At 59.6% G+C, this 16758-nt stretch carries 14 protein-coding genes; 9 read left to right on the plus strand and 5 right to left on the minus strand.

The window, feature by feature from the left end:
* Window positions 1–4: 4 nt before the first annotated feature.
* The 3 genes from WLQ66_RS17795 to WLQ66_RS17805 are packed head-to-tail and all read right to left on the minus strand — an operon-like array spanning window position 5 to window position 2652.
* A complete protein-coding gene (locus WLQ66_RS17795; protein ID WP_340547674.1) occupies window positions 5–904 on the minus strand; it encodes a cupin domain-containing protein in 900 nt (299 codons plus the stop codon).
* A gap of 3 nt (window positions 905–907) precedes the next feature.
* A complete protein-coding gene (locus tag WLQ66_RS17800; protein WP_340547675.1) occupies window positions 908–1708 on the minus strand; it encodes an HpcH/HpaI aldolase family protein in 801 nt (266 codons plus the stop codon).
* A complete protein-coding gene (locus tag WLQ66_RS17805; protein ID WP_340547676.1) occupies window positions 1705–2652 on the minus strand; it encodes a DUF6282 family protein in 948 nt (315 codons plus the stop codon). The genes WLQ66_RS17800 and WLQ66_RS17805 overlap by 4 nt, the downstream gene beginning before the upstream one ends.
* A 314-nt stretch (window positions 2653–2966) precedes the next feature.
* Between WLQ66_RS17805 and WLQ66_RS17810 the strand changes: the two genes are divergently transcribed.
* The 4 genes from WLQ66_RS17810 to WLQ66_RS17825 are packed head-to-tail and all read left to right on the plus strand — an operon-like array spanning window position 2967 to window position 8057.
* Window positions 2967–4217, plus strand: coding sequence for a sarcosine oxidase subunit beta family protein (locus WLQ66_RS17810; protein ID WP_340547677.1), 1251 nt, complete (start codon window positions 2967–2969; stop codon window positions 4215–4217).
* A 12-nt stretch (window positions 4218–4229) separates the two neighbouring features.
* Window positions 4230–4538 carry a sarcosine oxidase subunit delta gene (locus tag WLQ66_RS17815; protein WP_340547678.1) on the plus strand — a complete coding sequence of 103 codons (309 nt, stop codon included), beginning with the start codon at window positions 4230–4232 and terminating at the stop codon, window positions 4536–4538.
* Window positions 4535–7501, plus strand: coding sequence for a sarcosine oxidase subunit alpha family protein (locus WLQ66_RS17820; RefSeq protein ID WP_340547679.1), 2967 nt, complete (start codon window positions 4535–4537; stop codon window positions 7499–7501). The genes WLQ66_RS17815 and WLQ66_RS17820 overlap by 4 nt, the downstream gene beginning before the upstream one ends.
* Window positions 7494–8057 carry a sarcosine oxidase subunit gamma gene (locus WLQ66_RS17825; protein ID WP_340547680.1) on the plus strand — a complete coding sequence of 188 codons (564 nt, stop codon included), beginning with the start codon at window positions 7494–7496 and terminating at the stop codon, window positions 8055–8057. The genes WLQ66_RS17820 and WLQ66_RS17825 overlap by 8 nt, the downstream gene beginning before the upstream one ends.
* A 21-nt stretch (window positions 8058–8078) precedes the next feature.
* Here WLQ66_RS17825 and WLQ66_RS17830 read toward each other — a convergent pair whose 3' ends face one another.
* Window positions 8079–9086: a GlxA family transcriptional regulator gene (locus tag WLQ66_RS17830; RefSeq protein ID WP_340547681.1), complete on the minus strand. Its 1008-nt coding sequence runs from the start codon at window positions 9084–9086 to the stop codon at window positions 8079–8081.
* Window positions 9083–9979: a LysR family transcriptional regulator gene (locus tag WLQ66_RS17835; RefSeq protein WP_340547682.1), complete on the minus strand. Its 897-nt coding sequence runs from the start codon at window positions 9977–9979 to the stop codon at window positions 9083–9085. The genes WLQ66_RS17830 and WLQ66_RS17835 overlap by 4 nt, the downstream gene beginning before the upstream one ends.
* Before the next feature lie 110 nt (window positions 9980–10089).
* On the opposite strand from WLQ66_RS17835, the gene WLQ66_RS17840 reads away from it, so the two are divergent.
* The 5 genes from WLQ66_RS17840 (at window position 10090) to WLQ66_RS17860 (ending at window position 16719) form a co-directional block, all read left to right on the plus strand.
* The gene (locus WLQ66_RS17840) at window positions 10090–11541 is read left to right on the plus strand and encodes an aldehyde dehydrogenase family protein (protein ID WP_340547683.1); all 1452 of its coding nucleotides are present in this window, start codon (window positions 10090–10092) and stop codon (window positions 11539–11541) included.
* Window positions 11542–11678: 137 nt separating this feature from the next.
* Window positions 11679–12668, plus strand: coding sequence for a membrane dipeptidase (locus tag WLQ66_RS17845; RefSeq protein ID WP_340547684.1), 990 nt, complete (start codon window positions 11679–11681; stop codon window positions 12666–12668).
* A 62-nt stretch (window positions 12669–12730) separates the two neighbouring features.
* Window positions 12731–14275, plus strand: coding sequence for a BCCT family transporter (locus tag WLQ66_RS17850; RefSeq protein ID WP_340547685.1), 1545 nt, complete (start codon window positions 12731–12733; stop codon window positions 14273–14275).
* 105 nt (window positions 14276–14380) lie between these two features.
* Entirely contained in the window at window positions 14381–16072 is a 1692-nt protein-coding gene (locus WLQ66_RS17855) for a hypothetical protein (RefSeq protein WP_340547686.1), read from the plus strand.
* Window positions 16069–16719 (plus strand): DUF3726 domain-containing protein, encoded by a 651-nt coding sequence (locus tag WLQ66_RS17860; protein ID WP_340547687.1) that lies wholly within the window; start codon window positions 16069–16071, stop codon window positions 16717–16719. Before WLQ66_RS17855 ends, WLQ66_RS17860 begins: the two co-directional genes overlap by 4 nt.
* Window positions 16720–16758: the final 39 nt, after the last annotated feature.

A 16758-nucleotide genomic window follows, 5' to 3' on the forward strand; every position in this document is an offset into this window, starting at 1 on the left:
CCGGTCAGCCCGCCATCGGATAGTCAGCCGCATTCAACACCCAACCGGGTTTCAGACTGAAATCCTCACGCGGGGGACAGAAGACATCAACCATTGCGTTTCTGTCAGCACCCGTCGCACGACTGGTATGGATGACGGGCGGAGGAATAACAGTCACCGACGGGGCGCCCACTTTGACCTCCTGATCAGGGCGCCAATCCGCCATATCCGTGGTCCAGGGCCAGCGCAAATGATGCGAATAAGCGCCCTCAAGCACCAGTGAGCATTGTTCGAAATCATCATGATGATGTGGCGACATTTTGGTTGTGTCGCGTGGCCCGTCATAAGGATCAAGCACATTGACCATGAAGGTGGTGCATCGAAAAATCCGGCCAAATCGACCCGGCTCTGGCGGGACATCCAACGAGTAATGCCGGAGTTGCCACCCATCGGTGGGCTTTGGCCAGTCTTGCAAGGGCGGAATATGACTGCGCAGCGATTGATAAGCGTCACCATTGGTGCAAAGCGCCAGCAGATCCTTTGATCGGCTGGTGAACAGCCGGAAAAAACGCCCCCCTTCGGGAAGGATCACTGCGCTGTCGCCGGGTGGCACGAAGGCAATGGAGTTCCCAGGCACGTCGCAGGAATTACCGCCGACAGTGATCGTCGCGCCGTTCTCCGGCAGCAGGACAACATATTCGTCGCACTGATTTTGTCTGGTAAAACTGCCTCCCGGTTCCGCTTCGGTGCGCATGACAACAAAGTTCTGGCCTCTCAGGCGCCATGTCAGGCCGTCGCTGCTGCGAACAGCGGGGTCGATCTTGTCGAACTCACCAATCTGCGGAATCGCTACTAGCCCCGTTCTGGGCTTGGCCGCGGCTTTTGTGCGCAGCGCCGACCGCGGGTCTGTCTTGTCATAGGCCATCAGTCACTCCTGTACTGCGGAAAGGGCATTGCGAAGCTCGGCAAGCCGCGCGCGGGCCGCATCGCGGATGAACGTCTGATCAGACGCGAGCACGAAGGCGGTCACTCCCAGTTCGCAGAGCCATCCGGCATCCTTGGCCGAACCCGCCATGGCGCAGATCGCCACCCCGTGCGCCCGCGCCGTTGCGCAGATGGTTTTTGTCGCCCGCAATACAGGCTCTGACCCGGGCTTTGTTTCGCCATAGGCAACGGTCAGATCGCCGCGCCCGATAAACACACCATCCAGCCCATCGGTCGTCACTATCGCGTCAATCTGCTCGACCGCCAAAGGATCCTCGATCATCGCGATGACCAGGCCCCTGTTGTCTTCCTTTTCAACATGCTCGGCCAGCGTGACCTCCCCAAATCGACCCGCACGCGTCGTCGGCGAATAGCCCCGCGATCCGCCGCGATAGCGCGCGGCGGAGACGATCGCCCTGGCTTTCTGTGCTGTGTCAACATGCGGAACAAGAATCCCGTCTGCACCGCAATCCAAAGCCGACAGGATGTCCGCCGGTTCGGCGCTCTTTACCCGAACAAGACAGCCAATATCTGCCGCCTTGCAGGCCAGAACGATCCGATCCGTGGCCTCACGAGAAATCGGAGCGTGCTCCTCGTCGACCACTACAAAGTCATAGCCGGCCACTCCGAGGATTTCTGCAGGCATGGTATGCGCAATCTTCAGAAAACTCCCGGTCAGATTGGTTTCGTGTAGAAACCTCTGACGAAATCCGCCCTTAACATAGGTCATATCCTGCCCTTTCACGCGTCGGAGGCCGGCGCCAGACCAACAAGACGCGACGGGTTATCCCGCACCAGCAGGCGAATTTCATCCTCGCTGAAGCCGCTGACGAGGCACAGCTTGATCGCCTGTCGCATTCCTTCGACCGGAGTTGGATTGTCGATCTGACCCAAATCTGATCCGATCGAAGAATGTTCGACACCGGCAGCGCGGATGTGCTCAGCCAGAAGATGCGGTTCGAACACGTTAAAGCGGCTATCAACATAAAGGCAGGCAGATTGCTCAACCAGCGCACCAAATTCGGCGATCTCGCGAATATCGTCGTAGGTAAAGTGAAGCCCGTACATTGGGTGATTGACGATCAGTTTCTTCACCCCACGCGTTTTGGCTTCCTCGAACAGCTTCCATATCTCCCAGACGTGAAGATGCCCTGAGGACAGAACCGCATCGAACTCGGCAATTGAATCCAATACCTCTTTGACCGGATCAATGATGCCCCCCCGATCGTCCACGACGGTCAAAAGCCGTGGAGGCTTGAGCTTCACATTCATCTCCAACCGCGATTTCCGAAAGGACGAACGGATATGATTGGCCGATTGCGCCGTCGGCATCCAGATCATCGTACCGCCATGTTTCAACTGGGAATCAACCACATGCGGGTTGATTCCCCCGGTCGTGTTGTTCAGAACCAACCCGCCATACATCGCTACGCCCAGATCCCCGACCAGACGCTTCATCATCGGCAGAAACGGTGCAACCGCGTAATGGTGGTCCTTGAACAGGATGCCACGCATTCCGGCAGCCGCCGCTTGCTCGACCGCCTGAATATGGTCGATCTGGCGTTCCATGATCGAGGGTCCTGAATGCACGTGGAGATCAACGGCACCGACCATTAAGCGGTCCACAACCACATCATCGACATCAGCTATCAACGCGCGGAACTCTTCTCGATTTTGGCTCTGTGTCATCTTGGTACCGTTTTTGTGGGTAATCGGGACCGATGATCGGGTAAATCCAGACCGGCATCCATGACGCCAGAGCCGTATTCCACGTGGTGGAATTCATGCGCCTCGCCCGCCAATACCGACTGGACCCGCTCCGGAATCATCGCCACTTTCGCCCCTGCAGGATGACCCGTCCAAGCACTCGGGATCGAAGATTGCAAAGACTGGCGAGCGGCCCAGGCCCCGAATGTCGATTCTGACCTGAATCTTGTCCGAAAGCGCATCGGCAAGATCCCCCGAATTCGCGGCAACTGGTGCGGAAAGAAACAGGAGCCCCCATGCGATACTCTGCGTTTGGACTGATCAAGGAAGCTCTGAGCGGGCACAAAGGCTGGCGCCCGCAATGGCGCGATGCAGCGCCAAAGCCCGCCTACGATTACGTCATCATCGGGGGCGGCGGCCATGGTCTGGCCACTGCCTATTACCTCGCCAAGGAATTCGGCGGCGCGCGGATCGCGGTGCTGGAAAAGGGCTGGATTGGTGGCGGCAACGTCGGACGCAACACAACCATCATCCGATCCAACTACCTGCTGGATGGCAATGAGCCTTTTTACGAGTTCTCACTCAAGCTTTGGGAAAACCTGGAGCAGGATCTGAACTACAATGCGATGGTCAGCCAGCGTGGGATCCTGAACCTGATCCACAGCGATGCGCAGCGCGACGCAGCCCGGCGCCGCGGCAATGCGATGATCCTGAACGGCTCGGACGCGGAACTGCTGGATACCGCCGGTGTGCGCGCCATGTATCCCTTCCTGAACTTCGACGATGCCCGCTTCCCGATCAAGGGCGGGTTGCTGCACCGGCGCGGCGGAACGGTGCGCCACGATGCGGTGGCCTGGGGCTATGCCCGGGGCGCGGATCAGCGCGGCGTCGATATCATTCAAAATTGCGAGGTCACGGGCCTGCGTATCGACGGAGGCAAGGTGTGCGGTGTCGAAACCTCTCGCGGCTACATTGGCGCGGGAAAGGTGGGCGTGTCGGTTGCTGGCAATTCCAGCCGGGTCATGGCCCTCGCCGGGATGCGCCTGCCCATCGAGAGCCATGTTCTGCAGGCCTTCGTCTCCGAGGGGCTGAAGCCCTTCATTCCCGGGGTGATCACCTATGGCGCCGGGCATTTTTATTGCAGCCAGTCAGACAAGGGCGGGCTCGTCTTTGGCGGCGATATCGACATGTATAACTCCTACGCACAACGTGGGAATTTGCCAGTGGTCGAGGATGTGGTGGAAAGCGGCATGTCCCTGATCCCGGCTCTTGGTCGCGCGCGTCTCCTGCGCAGCTGGGGCGGCATCATGGATATGTCGATGGACGGCTCTCCCTTCATCGACAAGACCCATATCGACGGGCTCTATTTCAACGGGGGCTGGTGCTACGGCGGCTTCAAGGCCACGCCAGCTGCGGGCTATTGCTTTGCCCATCTGCTGAAAACAGACCGCCCGCATGAGACGGCAACCGCCTACCGGCTGGATCGCTTCATGACTGGCCGCATGATCGACGAAAAGGGCCAGGGCGCCCAACCGAACCTGCATTGAGGACTTGTCCAGATGATCATCAACCATCCGCTACTCGGCCCACGCGACGCGCAGGAATTCACCTATCTGGGCGATGCTGGTCTTATGAACCGCCCCTATTGGCTTTCGGAGACCGCGCTGCAGCAATTCCACGATTACCTCTATCTGCGTCAGAACCCGGCTGGGGAGCATCGCGAATTGTGGTTTCATGAACAGGGCGATCGTTCCTGGCTGGTCGTCACCCGCAATACGGTCACGCATGAGATACTGAAAGTTGAACTGGCGCGGGATGTTGCCCTTGCGAACAGAGCCGCAAACACGCCGCAGGAGGCGCTGCAATGAGTTCGCACCCCCCACTGAAAAACCGTCTGTCCGGCGGACTGATCGACCACGACACAGGCTTGTCGTTCCAATTCGACGGTAAGAACTACCAAGGCCATCAGGGAGATACGCTGGCGTCAGCACTGCTTGCCAATGGCGTGCGCCTTATGGGCCGCTCCTTCAAGTACCACCGCCCGCGGGGCGTGCTGACCGCGGGCAGCGAGGAGCCGAACGCCCTCGTTGAACTGCGGTCCGGTGGTCGTCAGGAACCGAATACGCGCGCCACGGTTATCGAACTCTACGCAGGATTGGAGGCCCAATCGCAGAACCGCTGGCCATCGCTCGAACATGACGTGATGGCGATCAATGACCGGTTCTCGAACTTCCTGACCGCAGGGTTCTACTACAAGACCTTCATGTGGCCCAAAGCATTCTGGGAAAAGCTCTATGAACCGATCATCCGCAAGGCAGCGGGCCTTGGCAGCCTGACCGGTGAGGCGGATCCCGACGCCTACGACAAGGGATATCTGCACTGTGATCTGTTGATCATAGGCGCCGGACCAGCCGGCCTGGCCGCAGCATTGACCGCAGGGCGCGCTGGCGCTCAGGTCATACTCGCGGATGAAGATAGTCACCTAGGCGGTCGTCTGCTAAGTGAAACTCAGGCTTTGTCCGATATGTCAGGCCCGGACTGGGTGGCCCAGACACAGGCAGAGCTTGCGACGCTCCCGAATGTGCGGGTGATGCCCCGCACCACAGTCTTTGGCGCCTATGATCACGGTATCTATGGTGCGGTTGAGCGCAATGCCGACCATCTGCCAAAACCCGCAGCTGGCAAACCGCGTCAGACCCTTTGGCGGATCTATTCCAAACGCGCGCTGATCGCCACGGGAGCCATTGAGCGACCGATCGCCTTTGAAAATAATGATCGGCCCGGCATTATGCTGGCGGGCGCCGTGCGTGCCTATGCCAATCGCTGGGCGGCGACCCCCGGCCATTCGGTCGTGGTGTTCGCCAACAATGACGATGCACATCAAACCGCTCGTGACCTCATGGCAAAGGGTGTCGAGGTCCCCGCGATCATTGACGTGCGACCGGATGCGCCAGCCCTGCCGGGAACCGAGGTTCTGGCAGGTGCCGAGATTACCGACACCAAGGGGCGGCTTGGCCTGACGTCTGTCACCCTGCGCCTGGCAAATGGGCAAACCCGAACAATCGCCTGCGACGCGCTGGCCATGTCCGGGGGTTGGAATCCCAATCTGGGCCTGACGTGCCACCAGCGTGGTCGCCCCGTCTGGAACGAGGCCATCCAGTCTTTTGTTCCGGCCGCAGGGCTGCCAAACGGTCAGCTGGTCGCCGGGGCTGCTATGGGAGATATGACCACCGCACAGGCCCTTGCGGGGGGTGTCCAGAAAACGATCGAGGCGCTTGCCGATCTCGGCATCTCGGCCGGTGCAGCCGATCTGCCCCATGCTGAAGACGCACCCGTCTCGCTGACCCCGTTCTGGCAGGTCAAAGGCGCAAAGCGCGCTTGGCTGGATTTCCAGAATGATGTGACGGTAAAGGACGTGAAGCTGGCGCATCAGGAAAACTTCACCTCGGTGGAACATCTGAAACGCTACACCACACTCGGCATGGCCACCGACCAGGGCAAAACCTCGAACCTTGGCGCGTTGGCAGTGATGGCCGAGCTCACCGGCAAGTCAATCCCGGAAACCGGCACGACCATCTTTCGTCCGCCCTATACGCCGGTGGCGATGGGCGCTCTGGCGGGGCGAGCGGTGGGTAAGGATTTCCACCCAACCCGCCTGACACCCAGTCACAAATGGGCCGAGGAACAAGGCGCGGTGTTCGTTGAGGTCGGCAACTGGCTGCGCGCGCAGTGGTTCCCGCGTGACGGTGAAACCCATTGGCGCCAATCCGTCGACCGCGAAGTGCTGCAAACGCGTAATTCGGTGGGCATTTGCGACGTAACCACTTTGGGGAAGATCGACGTTCAGGGCACGGATGCCGCGACCTTCCTCAACATGATTTATGCAAACGGGTTTGCCAAATTACCGGTTGGCAAGGTGCGCTATGGGCTCATGCTGCGTGAGGATGGTATCGCCTATGATGACGGCACTGCGGCCCGTCTTGCAGAGGATCATTTTGTCGTCACTACAACCACGGCCAATGCGGTTCTGGTCTATCGCAATATGGAATTCGTGCGTCAGTGCCTGTGTCCGGATCTGGACGTTCAACTGATTTCGACAACCGAGGCCTGGGCACAATATTCCGTCGCCGGGCCAAATGCGCGGAGATTGCTACAGAAGATTGTCGACCCAGAATTTGACATCTCAAACGAAGCGTTTCCCTTCATGGGCTGCGGCGAAATCACTGTCTGCGGCGGATGCCGCGCCCGACTGTTCCGGATCTCTTTCTCCGGTGAGCTGGCCTATGAAATCGCGGTGCCGACACGCTATGGCGACGCGCTGCTGCGGGAAATGATGGCCGCCGGTGAGGAATTCGACGTGACCCCCTATGGCACAGAAGCTCTGGGTGTCATGCGGATCGAAAAAGGACACGCCGCCGGCAATGAGCTGAACGGGACAACATCCGCACTGAACCTCGGACTCGGGCGCATGGTCTCAACCAGCAAGGACTGCATTGGCAATGTCCTCAGCCGACGCGAGGGGATGAATACCGAAGCGGCGCTGCACCTGGTAGGGCTTCGCCCCGTCAACAGCAGCGACAGCCTGCCCGCCGGGGGGCATCTGATGGCAGCCGACGGCCCCGTGGAGGCGGCACATGATCAGGGATATGTCACCTCCGCGGCCTATTCACCCATCCTGAAAAGCGCGATTGGCCTGGCTTTTGTCAAAGGTGGGTCGGACCGCACAGGAGAACGGCTGCGCCTTGTGAACCCGTTGGAAAACCAAACAGTCCTGGTTGAGATTGTCAGCCCACATTTTGTTGACCCGGAAGGGGAGAAGCTCCGTGCATAAGCTCAGTCCAATCAGCCCACTTGGCAGCGATACGGCCCGGATTGACCGGATCGGCGACCTGACCATCTCAGAGGTGACAGACCAGGCCCTGGCCTCGATTACAGCGCGTAAAGATCAGGAAACGGCACTGCGGGCGGCTCTTGGTTCGGCGCATGGCATGACGCTTCCAGATGTCGGCACATCTTCAGACTCGGGGGGAATCTCCGTTTTTTGGACCGGACCCGCTCAATGGATGATCTCGGCCCCGCATGACCGCCATGAATTGCTGGCGCGTGATCTGAAACAAGTGGTGGGTGCGGCTGCCTCGGTGGTCGAACAGACCGATGGCTGGTGCCGTTTCGATGTCACCGGTCCGACACTCTGCGATCTGTTCGAACGGCTCAGCAATGCACCTGTGCGCAATATGACAACAGGGCGCGTTATTCGGGGCACGTTGGAACATCTCGGCGTATTCCTCTGGCGCCGGGCAGAGGATCACATGGCAGTATTGGGACCGCGCTCCTCCGCGGCCTCCCTTCACCACGCGCTTATAAGCGCAGCTCATTCCATCGCGTAAAACCCGCCTGTCTGCGGTGTCCTATCCCGCAGGCAGGGCGTCGCCGCTTTTTACGCGGAGGGAGTTTTTCGCCCGGCGATCATTGATCGGCGTGACGCCAAAGCTCTCGCGGTATATCCGCAGGAACGCGCCCGGCGTGCTGTAACCTACCATATAGGCGATTTCGGTGACCGAGGTGCTGGAATACAGCACCAGTTGCCGCGCCTGATTCATCCGCATCATCCGATAGTATTTCAGCGGGCTCTGACCCGTCGCCTCCTTGAAACTGCGTTCGAGGGATCGCGCCGATACACCAATAGCATTCGCTACATCGCTGATTTGAATAGGGTCTTCGATATGCTCGGCAAAATGTTCAATGGCCTGCGTCACCTTCTTGGGCAACAGATCCTTGCTCTTGGCTGTTGAAAACGCGGGTGTCTTTTGCGACGTCGTGGCGCTGCGCACATATGGATGCTGAAACCAGCAGGCAACTTCGGCCATGATATCGCCGCCCAAATGGTCTTCTATCAGTGTCAACATATAGTCGAAAACCGCCGTCGCCCCGGAAATCGTGGTGAAAGCCCCCTCATCGCAGATCACTGTGCTCAGCCTCTCGATCTCAGGAAATTCCGCTTCAAAAGCAGCCTCATAGCACCAGTGAACCGAGAGCGGGTCGCTCCCGACCAAACCGGTGCGTGCCAGCGGAAACACCCCCCCGCTGAAGGCGCCAAGTCGGGTCTTGTTCCGGGTAAGCCGCTGGAGCGCGGCATTGGCACGCGCCGATTGATCAAAGCGCGCATTAGGACCCGCCGCAAAGAACAGATAATCGTGATCCGTAAGATCGGCCAGCACACGATCCGGGCTGAACGTCACCCCTGCCGAGGACGCGACCGGCTCCGTTGTTTCGGCAACAACAGTCCAGCGAAACGCCTCCTTCCCCGCGATTTCATTGGCGGCCCTCAGCGGCTCGATGCAAGACGTCAGGCAAGCCATAGGGAAACCAGGAAAGATCATAATGCCAAGCGTAAGCGGCGTCTTGGTTAGGGTCACGACAGGCCTCCTTTGGTCAATTCGGCAGCACAGCTCAGGATGTGTTTTTCCAGCAAACGGGCCGCAGGAGACAGCGCCGTATCGGTTTTCCGAAGCAGGTGGATCTGGCGAGTCGCAAGCGAATCAGCCAATGGTCGGAACGCCAGCCCCGTCGCATTCGCGGCTCGCGCGGCCATCTCCGGCAAAATAGTTACCCCGATTTCAGCCTGCACCATAGCCATGATGGAGGTCAGGTTCTGTGCCTTCAAAAGCGCCCTGTCGTGCAGCTCTCTGGATTGCTCCGCCTTGATGCTGGCCGACAGGCTATTGGCGATCAGCCTTTCGTTCCGCAGCATCTCCCATTCGATTTTCCCCTGCTCCTGCGCCAGCGGGTGACTGGGTGCGCAGATCACTCCGAACGCATCCGACAGCAGATGCTGGCTGTGCAATCCAGAGCTGTTCTGGCCCAGTGTTGCAATACCGATGTCGATGCGTTCACGGGACAGCTCATGCAGAACCGAGATCGAGTCCATATCTCGCAACTCAATATCTACATTCTTGAAATCGTTGATGTACCTGGAAAAGACCAAGGGCATGACGGTGCCGGCGACCGATGGAACCGTGGCTATGCGGACATGTCCGTGGGTGGCCTTGGCATAGCCTTCTATGGCTTTGACCATCGTATCGTATTGCTGCAACTCGCGCTCTGCTTGTTCCAGCACAAAGGCCCCAAGGGCGGTCAGCCTGTTCTTACGGTCGGTTTCAAACAGCGGTTCGCCAAGATGGGTTTCCAGCTGCTTGAGCATCATCGATACGGCAGAGGGCGTGCGCCCAAGAATACCGGCAGCATCACTCAGGTTTCCACTTCGAGCGACTGCAGCAAAACCGCGGAGCAATTCAATTTTCAAAGCCATGAGCACTAACTTCAGAGTTTCTGAAATGATGTTCAGTAATTTGAGTTTGATTGAAGTGGTCGCGCATGTCCATACCCATGGAAACTGAATTCTGTGTGAGGCCTCCGACCATGACTGATATCCAAAAGAACCTGATTGCCGGTGAATGGCTGGCTGGTGAGAGCGAAGTCGAGAACCGCAACCCATCGGATCTGAGCGACCTCGTTGGTATCTTCGCGCAGGCCAGCGCCGATCAACTGGATGCGACATTGGACCAGGCGCAGGTCGCCCAGCGTGAATGGGCGGCCTATGGGCTTGAGCGTAAGCAGGCCGTGCTGAACGCAATCGGCAACGAGATGATGGCCCGCGCCGAAGAACTCGGCACGCTCCTGAGCCGTGAAGAAGGCAAGCCGCTGGCCGAGGGTAAAGGCGAAGTTTACCGCGCCGGCCAGTTCTTCACCTATTACGCCGCCGAATGCCTCCGCCAGATCGGGGAAAACGCCGACTCCGTGCGTCCCGACATCGAGGTGGATGTGCGCCGGGAAGCGGTCGGTACGGTGGCGATCATCAGCCCTTGGAACTTCCCGACCGCTACCGCCTCCTGGAAAATCGCGCCGGCGCTTTGCTATGGCAACGCCGTGGTGTGGAAACCGGCCAACATCACCCCGGCATCAGCCGTCGCGCTGGCCGAGATCATCAACCGGCAGGATATCCCCAAGGGCCTGTTCTCGCTGGTCATGGGCTCCGGCCGTTCCATCGGCCAGCGTCTGGTCGAAAGCCCCAAAGTGAACGCGATCTCCTTCACCGGCTCGGTGCCGGTGGGCAAAGGGATTGCTGCCGCCGCCATCCAGAACCTGACCAAGGTGCAGATGGAGATGGGCTCCAAGAACGCGCTGGCGGTGATGGACGACGCAGATCTGGATCTGGCCGTCACGCTGGCCCTCGGTGGCGCCTTTGGCGGCACCGGACAGAAATGCACAGCCTCCTCCCGGCTCGTGGTCCACGCGGCCATTCATGATGCCTTTGTCGACAAACTTGTCGCCGGGGCACAGGCCATGAAAGTGGGCCACGCGCTGGAAGCGGGCGTGCAGATGGGGCCGGTGGTCAGCGAGCAGCAGCTGAACGAGAACCTGGCCTATGTGGACATTGGCACTTCTGAAGGTGCTGAACTGGCCTGCGGCGGCCTGCGTCTGCAGATGCCGCACGAGGGCTTCTACATGTCCCCTGGCGTTTTCCTCAACACCACCAACGACATGCGCATCAACCGCGAGGAAATGTTCGCGCCGCTGACCAGCGTGATCAAGGTCGGCAGCTATGACGAGGCGCTGTCGGTGGTGAATGACACCAACTTCGGCCTGACCTCGGGCATTGTCACCCAGTCGCTGGCGCGCGCCACCCATTTCCGCCGCAACGCGCGCACCGGTGTGGTCACTGTCAACCTGCCAACCGCAGGCACCGACTACCATGTGCCATTCGGTGGCCGCGGCGACAGTTCCTATGGCCCGCGCGAGCAGGGTAAGGCAGCGGCGGAGTTCTATACCACCGTCAAAACCGCCTACATCAGCGCCGGCAAGCCGGTCTGAGACTGAATTCTTGGCAGTGCCGCATCGCCGGCCTGCCAGTTTGCGGACGCGCCCGCCCTCCTTGTTTCCCCCGAGGCGGGCGCATCCTGCCTGGCATTACAGGCCGGGTAGTGGACTTTGAAAACCGAGGTGCTTGAATGACCGGATATCGTATCGACTGCCTGCAATATGCCAATTGGTCGGAAAAAATCTTCCGCCAGCTGCGCGAGGGCAACGTGGACGCAATCCATGTCACCATTGCCTATCATGAGACCTTCCGCGAGACGGTCCTGAACTTCGAGAAATGGAACCGCTGGTTCGAGCAGTACCCGGATCTGATCATGAAGGGGCAGTGGGCCTCTGACATCGACAAGGCCCGCGAAACCGGCCGCACCGCTGTGTTCTTCGGTTTCCAGAACCCCTCGCCGATAGAGGACGACATCGGCCTGGTGGAGATCCTGCACACGCTGGGCGCCCGATTCATGCAGCTCACCTACAACAACCAGTCGCTGCTGGCGACGGGGTGTTATGAGGCCGAGGACATGGGGATCACCCGCATGGGCAAGCAGGTGATCAAGGAGATGAACCGGGTCGGCCTGGTCGTGGACATGAGCCATTCCGCCGACCGTTCCACCATCGAAGCAGCGGAAATTTCCAGCCGCCCGATCGCCATTACTCATGCCAACCCGCATGAATGGTCGCCGGCCCTGCGCAACAAGAAGGATGACGTCATCCGCGCAGTGACCGGCCATGGCGGGATGCTGGGCTTCTCGGTCTATCCGCATCACCTGAAGGACAAGTCCAACTGCACGCTGCAAAGCTTCTGCGAGATGATTGCCCGAACCGCCGAGAAATTCGGCGTTGAACATCTCGGGATCGGCACTGACCTTTGCCAGGACCAGCCGGACAGCGTCGTCGAATGGATGCGTGTGGGTCGCTGGACCAAGGAGATCGACTACGGCGAAGGCTCCAAATCCGCGCCGGGTTTCCCGCCAATGCCCAGCTGGTTCGAAGACAACCGCGACTTCGGAAATATCGAAGACGGGCTGCGCGAGGTCGGCATGAACAACGACGAGGTATCAGCTGTCATGGGAGGCAACTGGTATCGCTTCTTTGAAGAGAATTTCGGTCCAAAATCGGGGGATTAAAGACCGGGATAGACAGAAATATCGGCCCGACCAGTGCGCGGGCCAACCAATGGGAGGGAAAGATGTCAGAGACATCTATGGAGACAACACCGCAGGAGAGCCGGATCAACAAGCCGCTGTTTCTGCTTTCAGGCGGTTTTATCGCGCTATTCTGTGCCGCAGCACTGGTCAATCTTGACGGGCTGTCGGCACTGGTCGACTGGGGGTTCAACATCTCGGCGACCTATTTCGGCCTGTACTGGCAAATTCTACTGCTTGCGACCTTTCTGATCGGTTTGCTGCTCTGCGTCCTGCCCGGTGGGCGCGCTATTCTCGGCGGGCTGGCCGCGCCTGAATTCACCACGTTCCAGTGGGGATCCATGGTCATGTGTACTCTGCTTGCTGGTGGTGGCGTGTTCTGGGCGGCCGGGGAGCCGATTGCGCATTTCCTCTACTCGCCTCCCCTCTACGGGGCCGAAGGAGGTAGCGAAGCCGCCGTTACCCCCGCTATCGCACAAAGCTTCATGCATTGGGGGTTTCTAGCATGGGCGATCCTCGGTTCGCTCTCCACGGTCATGCTGATGCATTATCACTATGAAAAGGGCCTGCCGCTGGCCCCCCGGACGCTGCTCTATCCGGTGTTCAAGGACAAGGCTATCAACGGCCCCATCGGGGTGATCGCCGACGCATCATCGATCATCGCCGTGGTAGCGGGTACCGTCGGTCCGATCGGCTTTCTTGGGCTTCAGGTGAGCTATGGTCTCTCCGATCTCTTCGGCATCCCGGACGTTTTTGCCACTCAGTTCGTGGTGATCGGCGCACTGGTGGCACTCTACACGATCTCGGCGATGACCGGCCTGTCGCGCGGCATCCAGATGCTGTCCAAGATCAATGTGATCCTGGCCGCCGTGTTGCTGGTCTATGTGCTCATTGCCGGGCCTACCGGTTTCATCTTCGGATCGTTCTTCTCAGGTTTTACGACCTATTTGGGCAACTTCTTCCAGATGGCGCTCTATCGCGGTGATGCAGGCATATTCGGCGCTCCCGGCTGGCTGGGATGGTGGACCGTGTTCTTCTGGGGCTGGTTCATGGGCTACGGGCCACTGATGGCTATGTTCATTGCCCGCGTGTCACGCGGACGGTCGATCCGGTCCATCATCATCATGCTGTCGATCATCGCACCCATCGTGACCAACTTCTGGTTCACCATCATCGGGGGCACGGGCATTGCGATGGAACTGGCTGAGCCCGGCACCATCTCCGCAGCTTTCGAAGGCTTCAACCTGCCTGCGGCACTACTGGCAATCACGAACAATCTGCCGATGGGTTTCTTGATCTCAATCCTGTTCTTGATCCTGACCACGATCTTTGTGGCCACGACCGGAGATTCGATGAGCTACGTGATTTCCGCTACAATGACCAACGGCGACACCCCAAGCATCGCCGTACGTGTTTTCTGGGGCATCGCCATGGGTGTGATGGCGGTCATTTTGATCTCCGTCGGTTCCGGTGGCGTATCAAAACTACAGAGCTTCATCGTGGTCACCGCGGTTCCGGTGTCGCTTATTCTTCTGCCATCGCTCTGGGATGCTCTGCGCATCACATTGGCAAAAGGCAAAGAGAACTGAATAGCTGCCGGGCGCTGCTGGCGCCCGGCCCACCCATCCAAACTGCCCGACCTGTTCAGATCATACGGGATACGACTAACGACCTGATTACAAAGGCCAATCCGAATGACCGACATTCTCTGCCGTGAACCGAACACCGTCATGCGTCTGGCACGCCTTGGCTCTATGCACCAGTCGCGCCTGTCATTCATGCGGGTGCTGACCCGTCGTCTGGCGCGCGAAGGCTGGCGATTTGAACAGACCGCATTTGACATAGACGACAGCGGTCAGGGCCATGCAGTCTACACCGCATATGGGCCGGAGCGCGCATATTCCCTGGTCGCCTTTGCCCACGACCTGCCGCCTGAAAAACGCTCCGACCGAGTGATTGCAGAGGCCTGGGACGCCACTTTCACACTATTTGACGGTATTCCTTCTGACGCGGATATCGCCCGGCTGTCACAGAATATCCCCGTGCAAGAAGCCGGACGTGTGTCCGGGTCGGAGCTTTCTGTATCCCGTGCCAACCGGTCGGTGCGCCTCTGGGAACATGTGGTCGGCGCATTGGCCTCTGGCCAGCAGCCCTCCGCAGAGCAGATCGACGCCGTCGGCTATCTGATGCGGACAACGGCGGTCTACGGGTCCGGCAAACTGGGTGCGGCTGACCGCGAGATGATCGCGGAACGCCCCGAATTCCGTGCGCCGTTCCAGGTTGAGATGCTATCGGTCTACCTGACCCGCTGGTTTGTCACCGATCTGGTCCAGCATATGGCCGATTGTCGCGCCAAGGCTGAGGGCACCACCGCCGCAAAACTGGCTCCGGATCTGGCCCGGTCAATGGGGATCGGCAATTCCACCGGCCTTGGAATGGCGCCGTTTCTGCTCAACCACCCGGTGCTGTTCAACAACTGGGTCGCGGCGCGCGAAAAGGCGATTCAGGCGGTGCGCAATATCGAGGAAGCGCATCCCGACGATATCGCTGTGTTCCGCTCTCTGGTGGCACGCAGCAAGCTGACAATTGCAGATTGGCAGTCACAGCATCCGATTCAGATCCAGAAACTGAGCGCGCTGCGTGCCGACGCTGATCAGGTGACCAGCTACCTGGAAATCCAGACGCTGGCCGGTCCGAAGCCCTGGGATGCCCTCTACCGCTGGGCCGAAGAGACGCTCTCGCTCGAGGGTCAGGAATGGATCGCGTCGCTGATGCTGGAGCCCTACGGCGGGCTTGTCGATGGCTTCGCCGAAGATATGTCAGCAGATAACACCGCAACCTTTCGCATTGCGGGTGCTATGACCATTGGCGATCTTCGCAAGATCCTGCGGGACGTATACGCTTGGGCCATCGACACAAACTGGCAGGCCCCAGAGAACAAGGCACGCGCCTGGTATGTTTCGGAGGAAAAGCTCGAACCCCGTCTGGGTGAGCGCTTTGAGGAGCCCATCGAAGAATATGAGCAGCCGCTGGCACCGGGTCGAGATGCCGCGATGTTGTACCAGGCTCTGGCCCACTGGCCAGACGAGGCGCAGGTTGCAGATTTCCTGTTGCGCCATTCCGAACACCGCCATGTTCTGCGCCGTGTTCAGATCGTCGGCCGCGCGCCCTACGCGGAAATCCGTGACAACACGATTTCCGATCAGGTCCTGCCGATCGATATGCTGCGCTGCAAGCTGGCATTCTTTGGCGCGACGAAATTTGATCCCCGGTCAGATCGTTGGGTGCGGATTTGCATGTATGGCAATGCTCCGCTGCCCACCGAACTCACCGTTGAGAACGCGGAATTCTGGGTATTCCCCGAACTGGAAGAGGGGCTGGCATGAGCCATTCGTTGAATGAAATCGAGGCCATGAGCAAGCGCGCCGCCCGTGGCGCGGGCCTGTCCTGGGGATTGGCAGAAGAGGCCGCCAAGGGTACGCGCTGGCTTTCGTCTTTTGGGTTTCCCGGCACCGAGATGCTGGCAGATCTGCTGACGATGAATGATCGCATTCCCTCGATTGACGTATCGCCCGTTTCGCTGCGAGCCGAGGTCTGGCACGCCCCTGCCCGCCGGATGAGTCCCTTGATCGCCGGTGCAGCACTCAGCGATTGTGCCGTGCGCCTGCTGGAGCGCGGCAAGATCACGATGGAGAACGTCAATTTTCCCTTGCTGGCGGTGCCCTTCATGGGCGGCGCGGCCTTGCGACTGGGCCGACCGGTTGCCGCCGAATGGCAGGGCGCGCGCCTGGCCACCGATGGCAAGCGGCTCTGCGTGCAGGGCTCCAGCGAGACGCTGCACAGCCTGCTGGCGGAACGGATGGTATTCTCCGCCCCTGCGGAGATGACCGGCCAGCAAGAACCGGTGATGCGCGCAAGCGTCTCCAACGCAAGCTGGGACCAGCTGGGCAAGTTTGCCCATCGCACCTTTGCCCCGGCGACCGAGGAAAGCCGCCTGCGCGGCGCCGGGGCCGGCCTCAGCGACAACGACTGATCCACCCATCGACTGCCGGTCAGCCCGGCATTGACCCGA

The organism is Phaeobacter sp. A36a-5a, from assembly GCF_037911135.1.
Taxonomy (GTDB): Bacteria; Pseudomonadota; Alphaproteobacteria; order Rhodobacterales; family Rhodobacteraceae; genus Phaeobacter; species Phaeobacter bryozoorum.

What these genes read in the sequence shown, in the direction of transcription:
- WLQ66_RS17795 (WP_340547674.1), bottom strand. Translation starts at nt 904, where the DNA reads ATGGCCTATGACAAGACAGACCCGCGGTCGGCGCTGCGCACAAAAGCC.
- WLQ66_RS17805 (WP_340547676.1), bottom strand. Translation starts at nt 2,652, where the DNA reads ATGACACAGAGCCAAAATCGAGAAGAGTTCCGCGCGTTGATAGCTGAT.
- WLQ66_RS17810 (WP_340547677.1), top strand. Translation starts at nt 2,967, where the DNA reads ATGCGATACTCTGCGTTTGGACTGATCAAGGAAGCTCTGAGCGGGCAC.
- WLQ66_RS17815 (WP_340547678.1), top strand. Translation starts at nt 4,230, where the DNA reads ATGATCATCAACCATCCGCTACTCGGCCCACGCGACGCGCAGGAATTC.
- WLQ66_RS17820 (WP_340547679.1), top strand. Translation starts at nt 4,535, where the DNA reads ATGAGTTCGCACCCCCCACTGAAAAACCGTCTGTCCGGCGGACTGATC.
- WLQ66_RS17835 (WP_340547682.1), bottom strand. Translation starts at nt 9,979, where the DNA reads ATGGCTTTGAAAATTGAATTGCTCCGCGGTTTTGCTGCAGTCGCTCGA.
- WLQ66_RS17840 (WP_340547683.1), top strand. Translation starts at nt 10,090, where the DNA reads ATGACTGATATCCAAAAGAACCTGATTGCCGGTGAATGGCTGGCTGGT.
- WLQ66_RS17845 (WP_340547684.1), top strand. Translation starts at nt 11,679, where the DNA reads ATGACCGGATATCGTATCGACTGCCTGCAATATGCCAATTGGTCGGAA.
- WLQ66_RS17850 (WP_340547685.1), top strand. Translation starts at nt 12,731, where the DNA reads ATGTCAGAGACATCTATGGAGACAACACCGCAGGAGAGCCGGATCAAC.
- WLQ66_RS17855 (WP_340547686.1), top strand. Translation starts at nt 14,381, where the DNA reads ATGACCGACATTCTCTGCCGTGAACCGAACACCGTCATGCGTCTGGCA.
- WLQ66_RS17860 (WP_340547687.1), top strand. Translation starts at nt 16,069, where the DNA reads ATGAGCCATTCGTTGAATGAAATCGAGGCCATGAGCAAGCGCGCCGCC.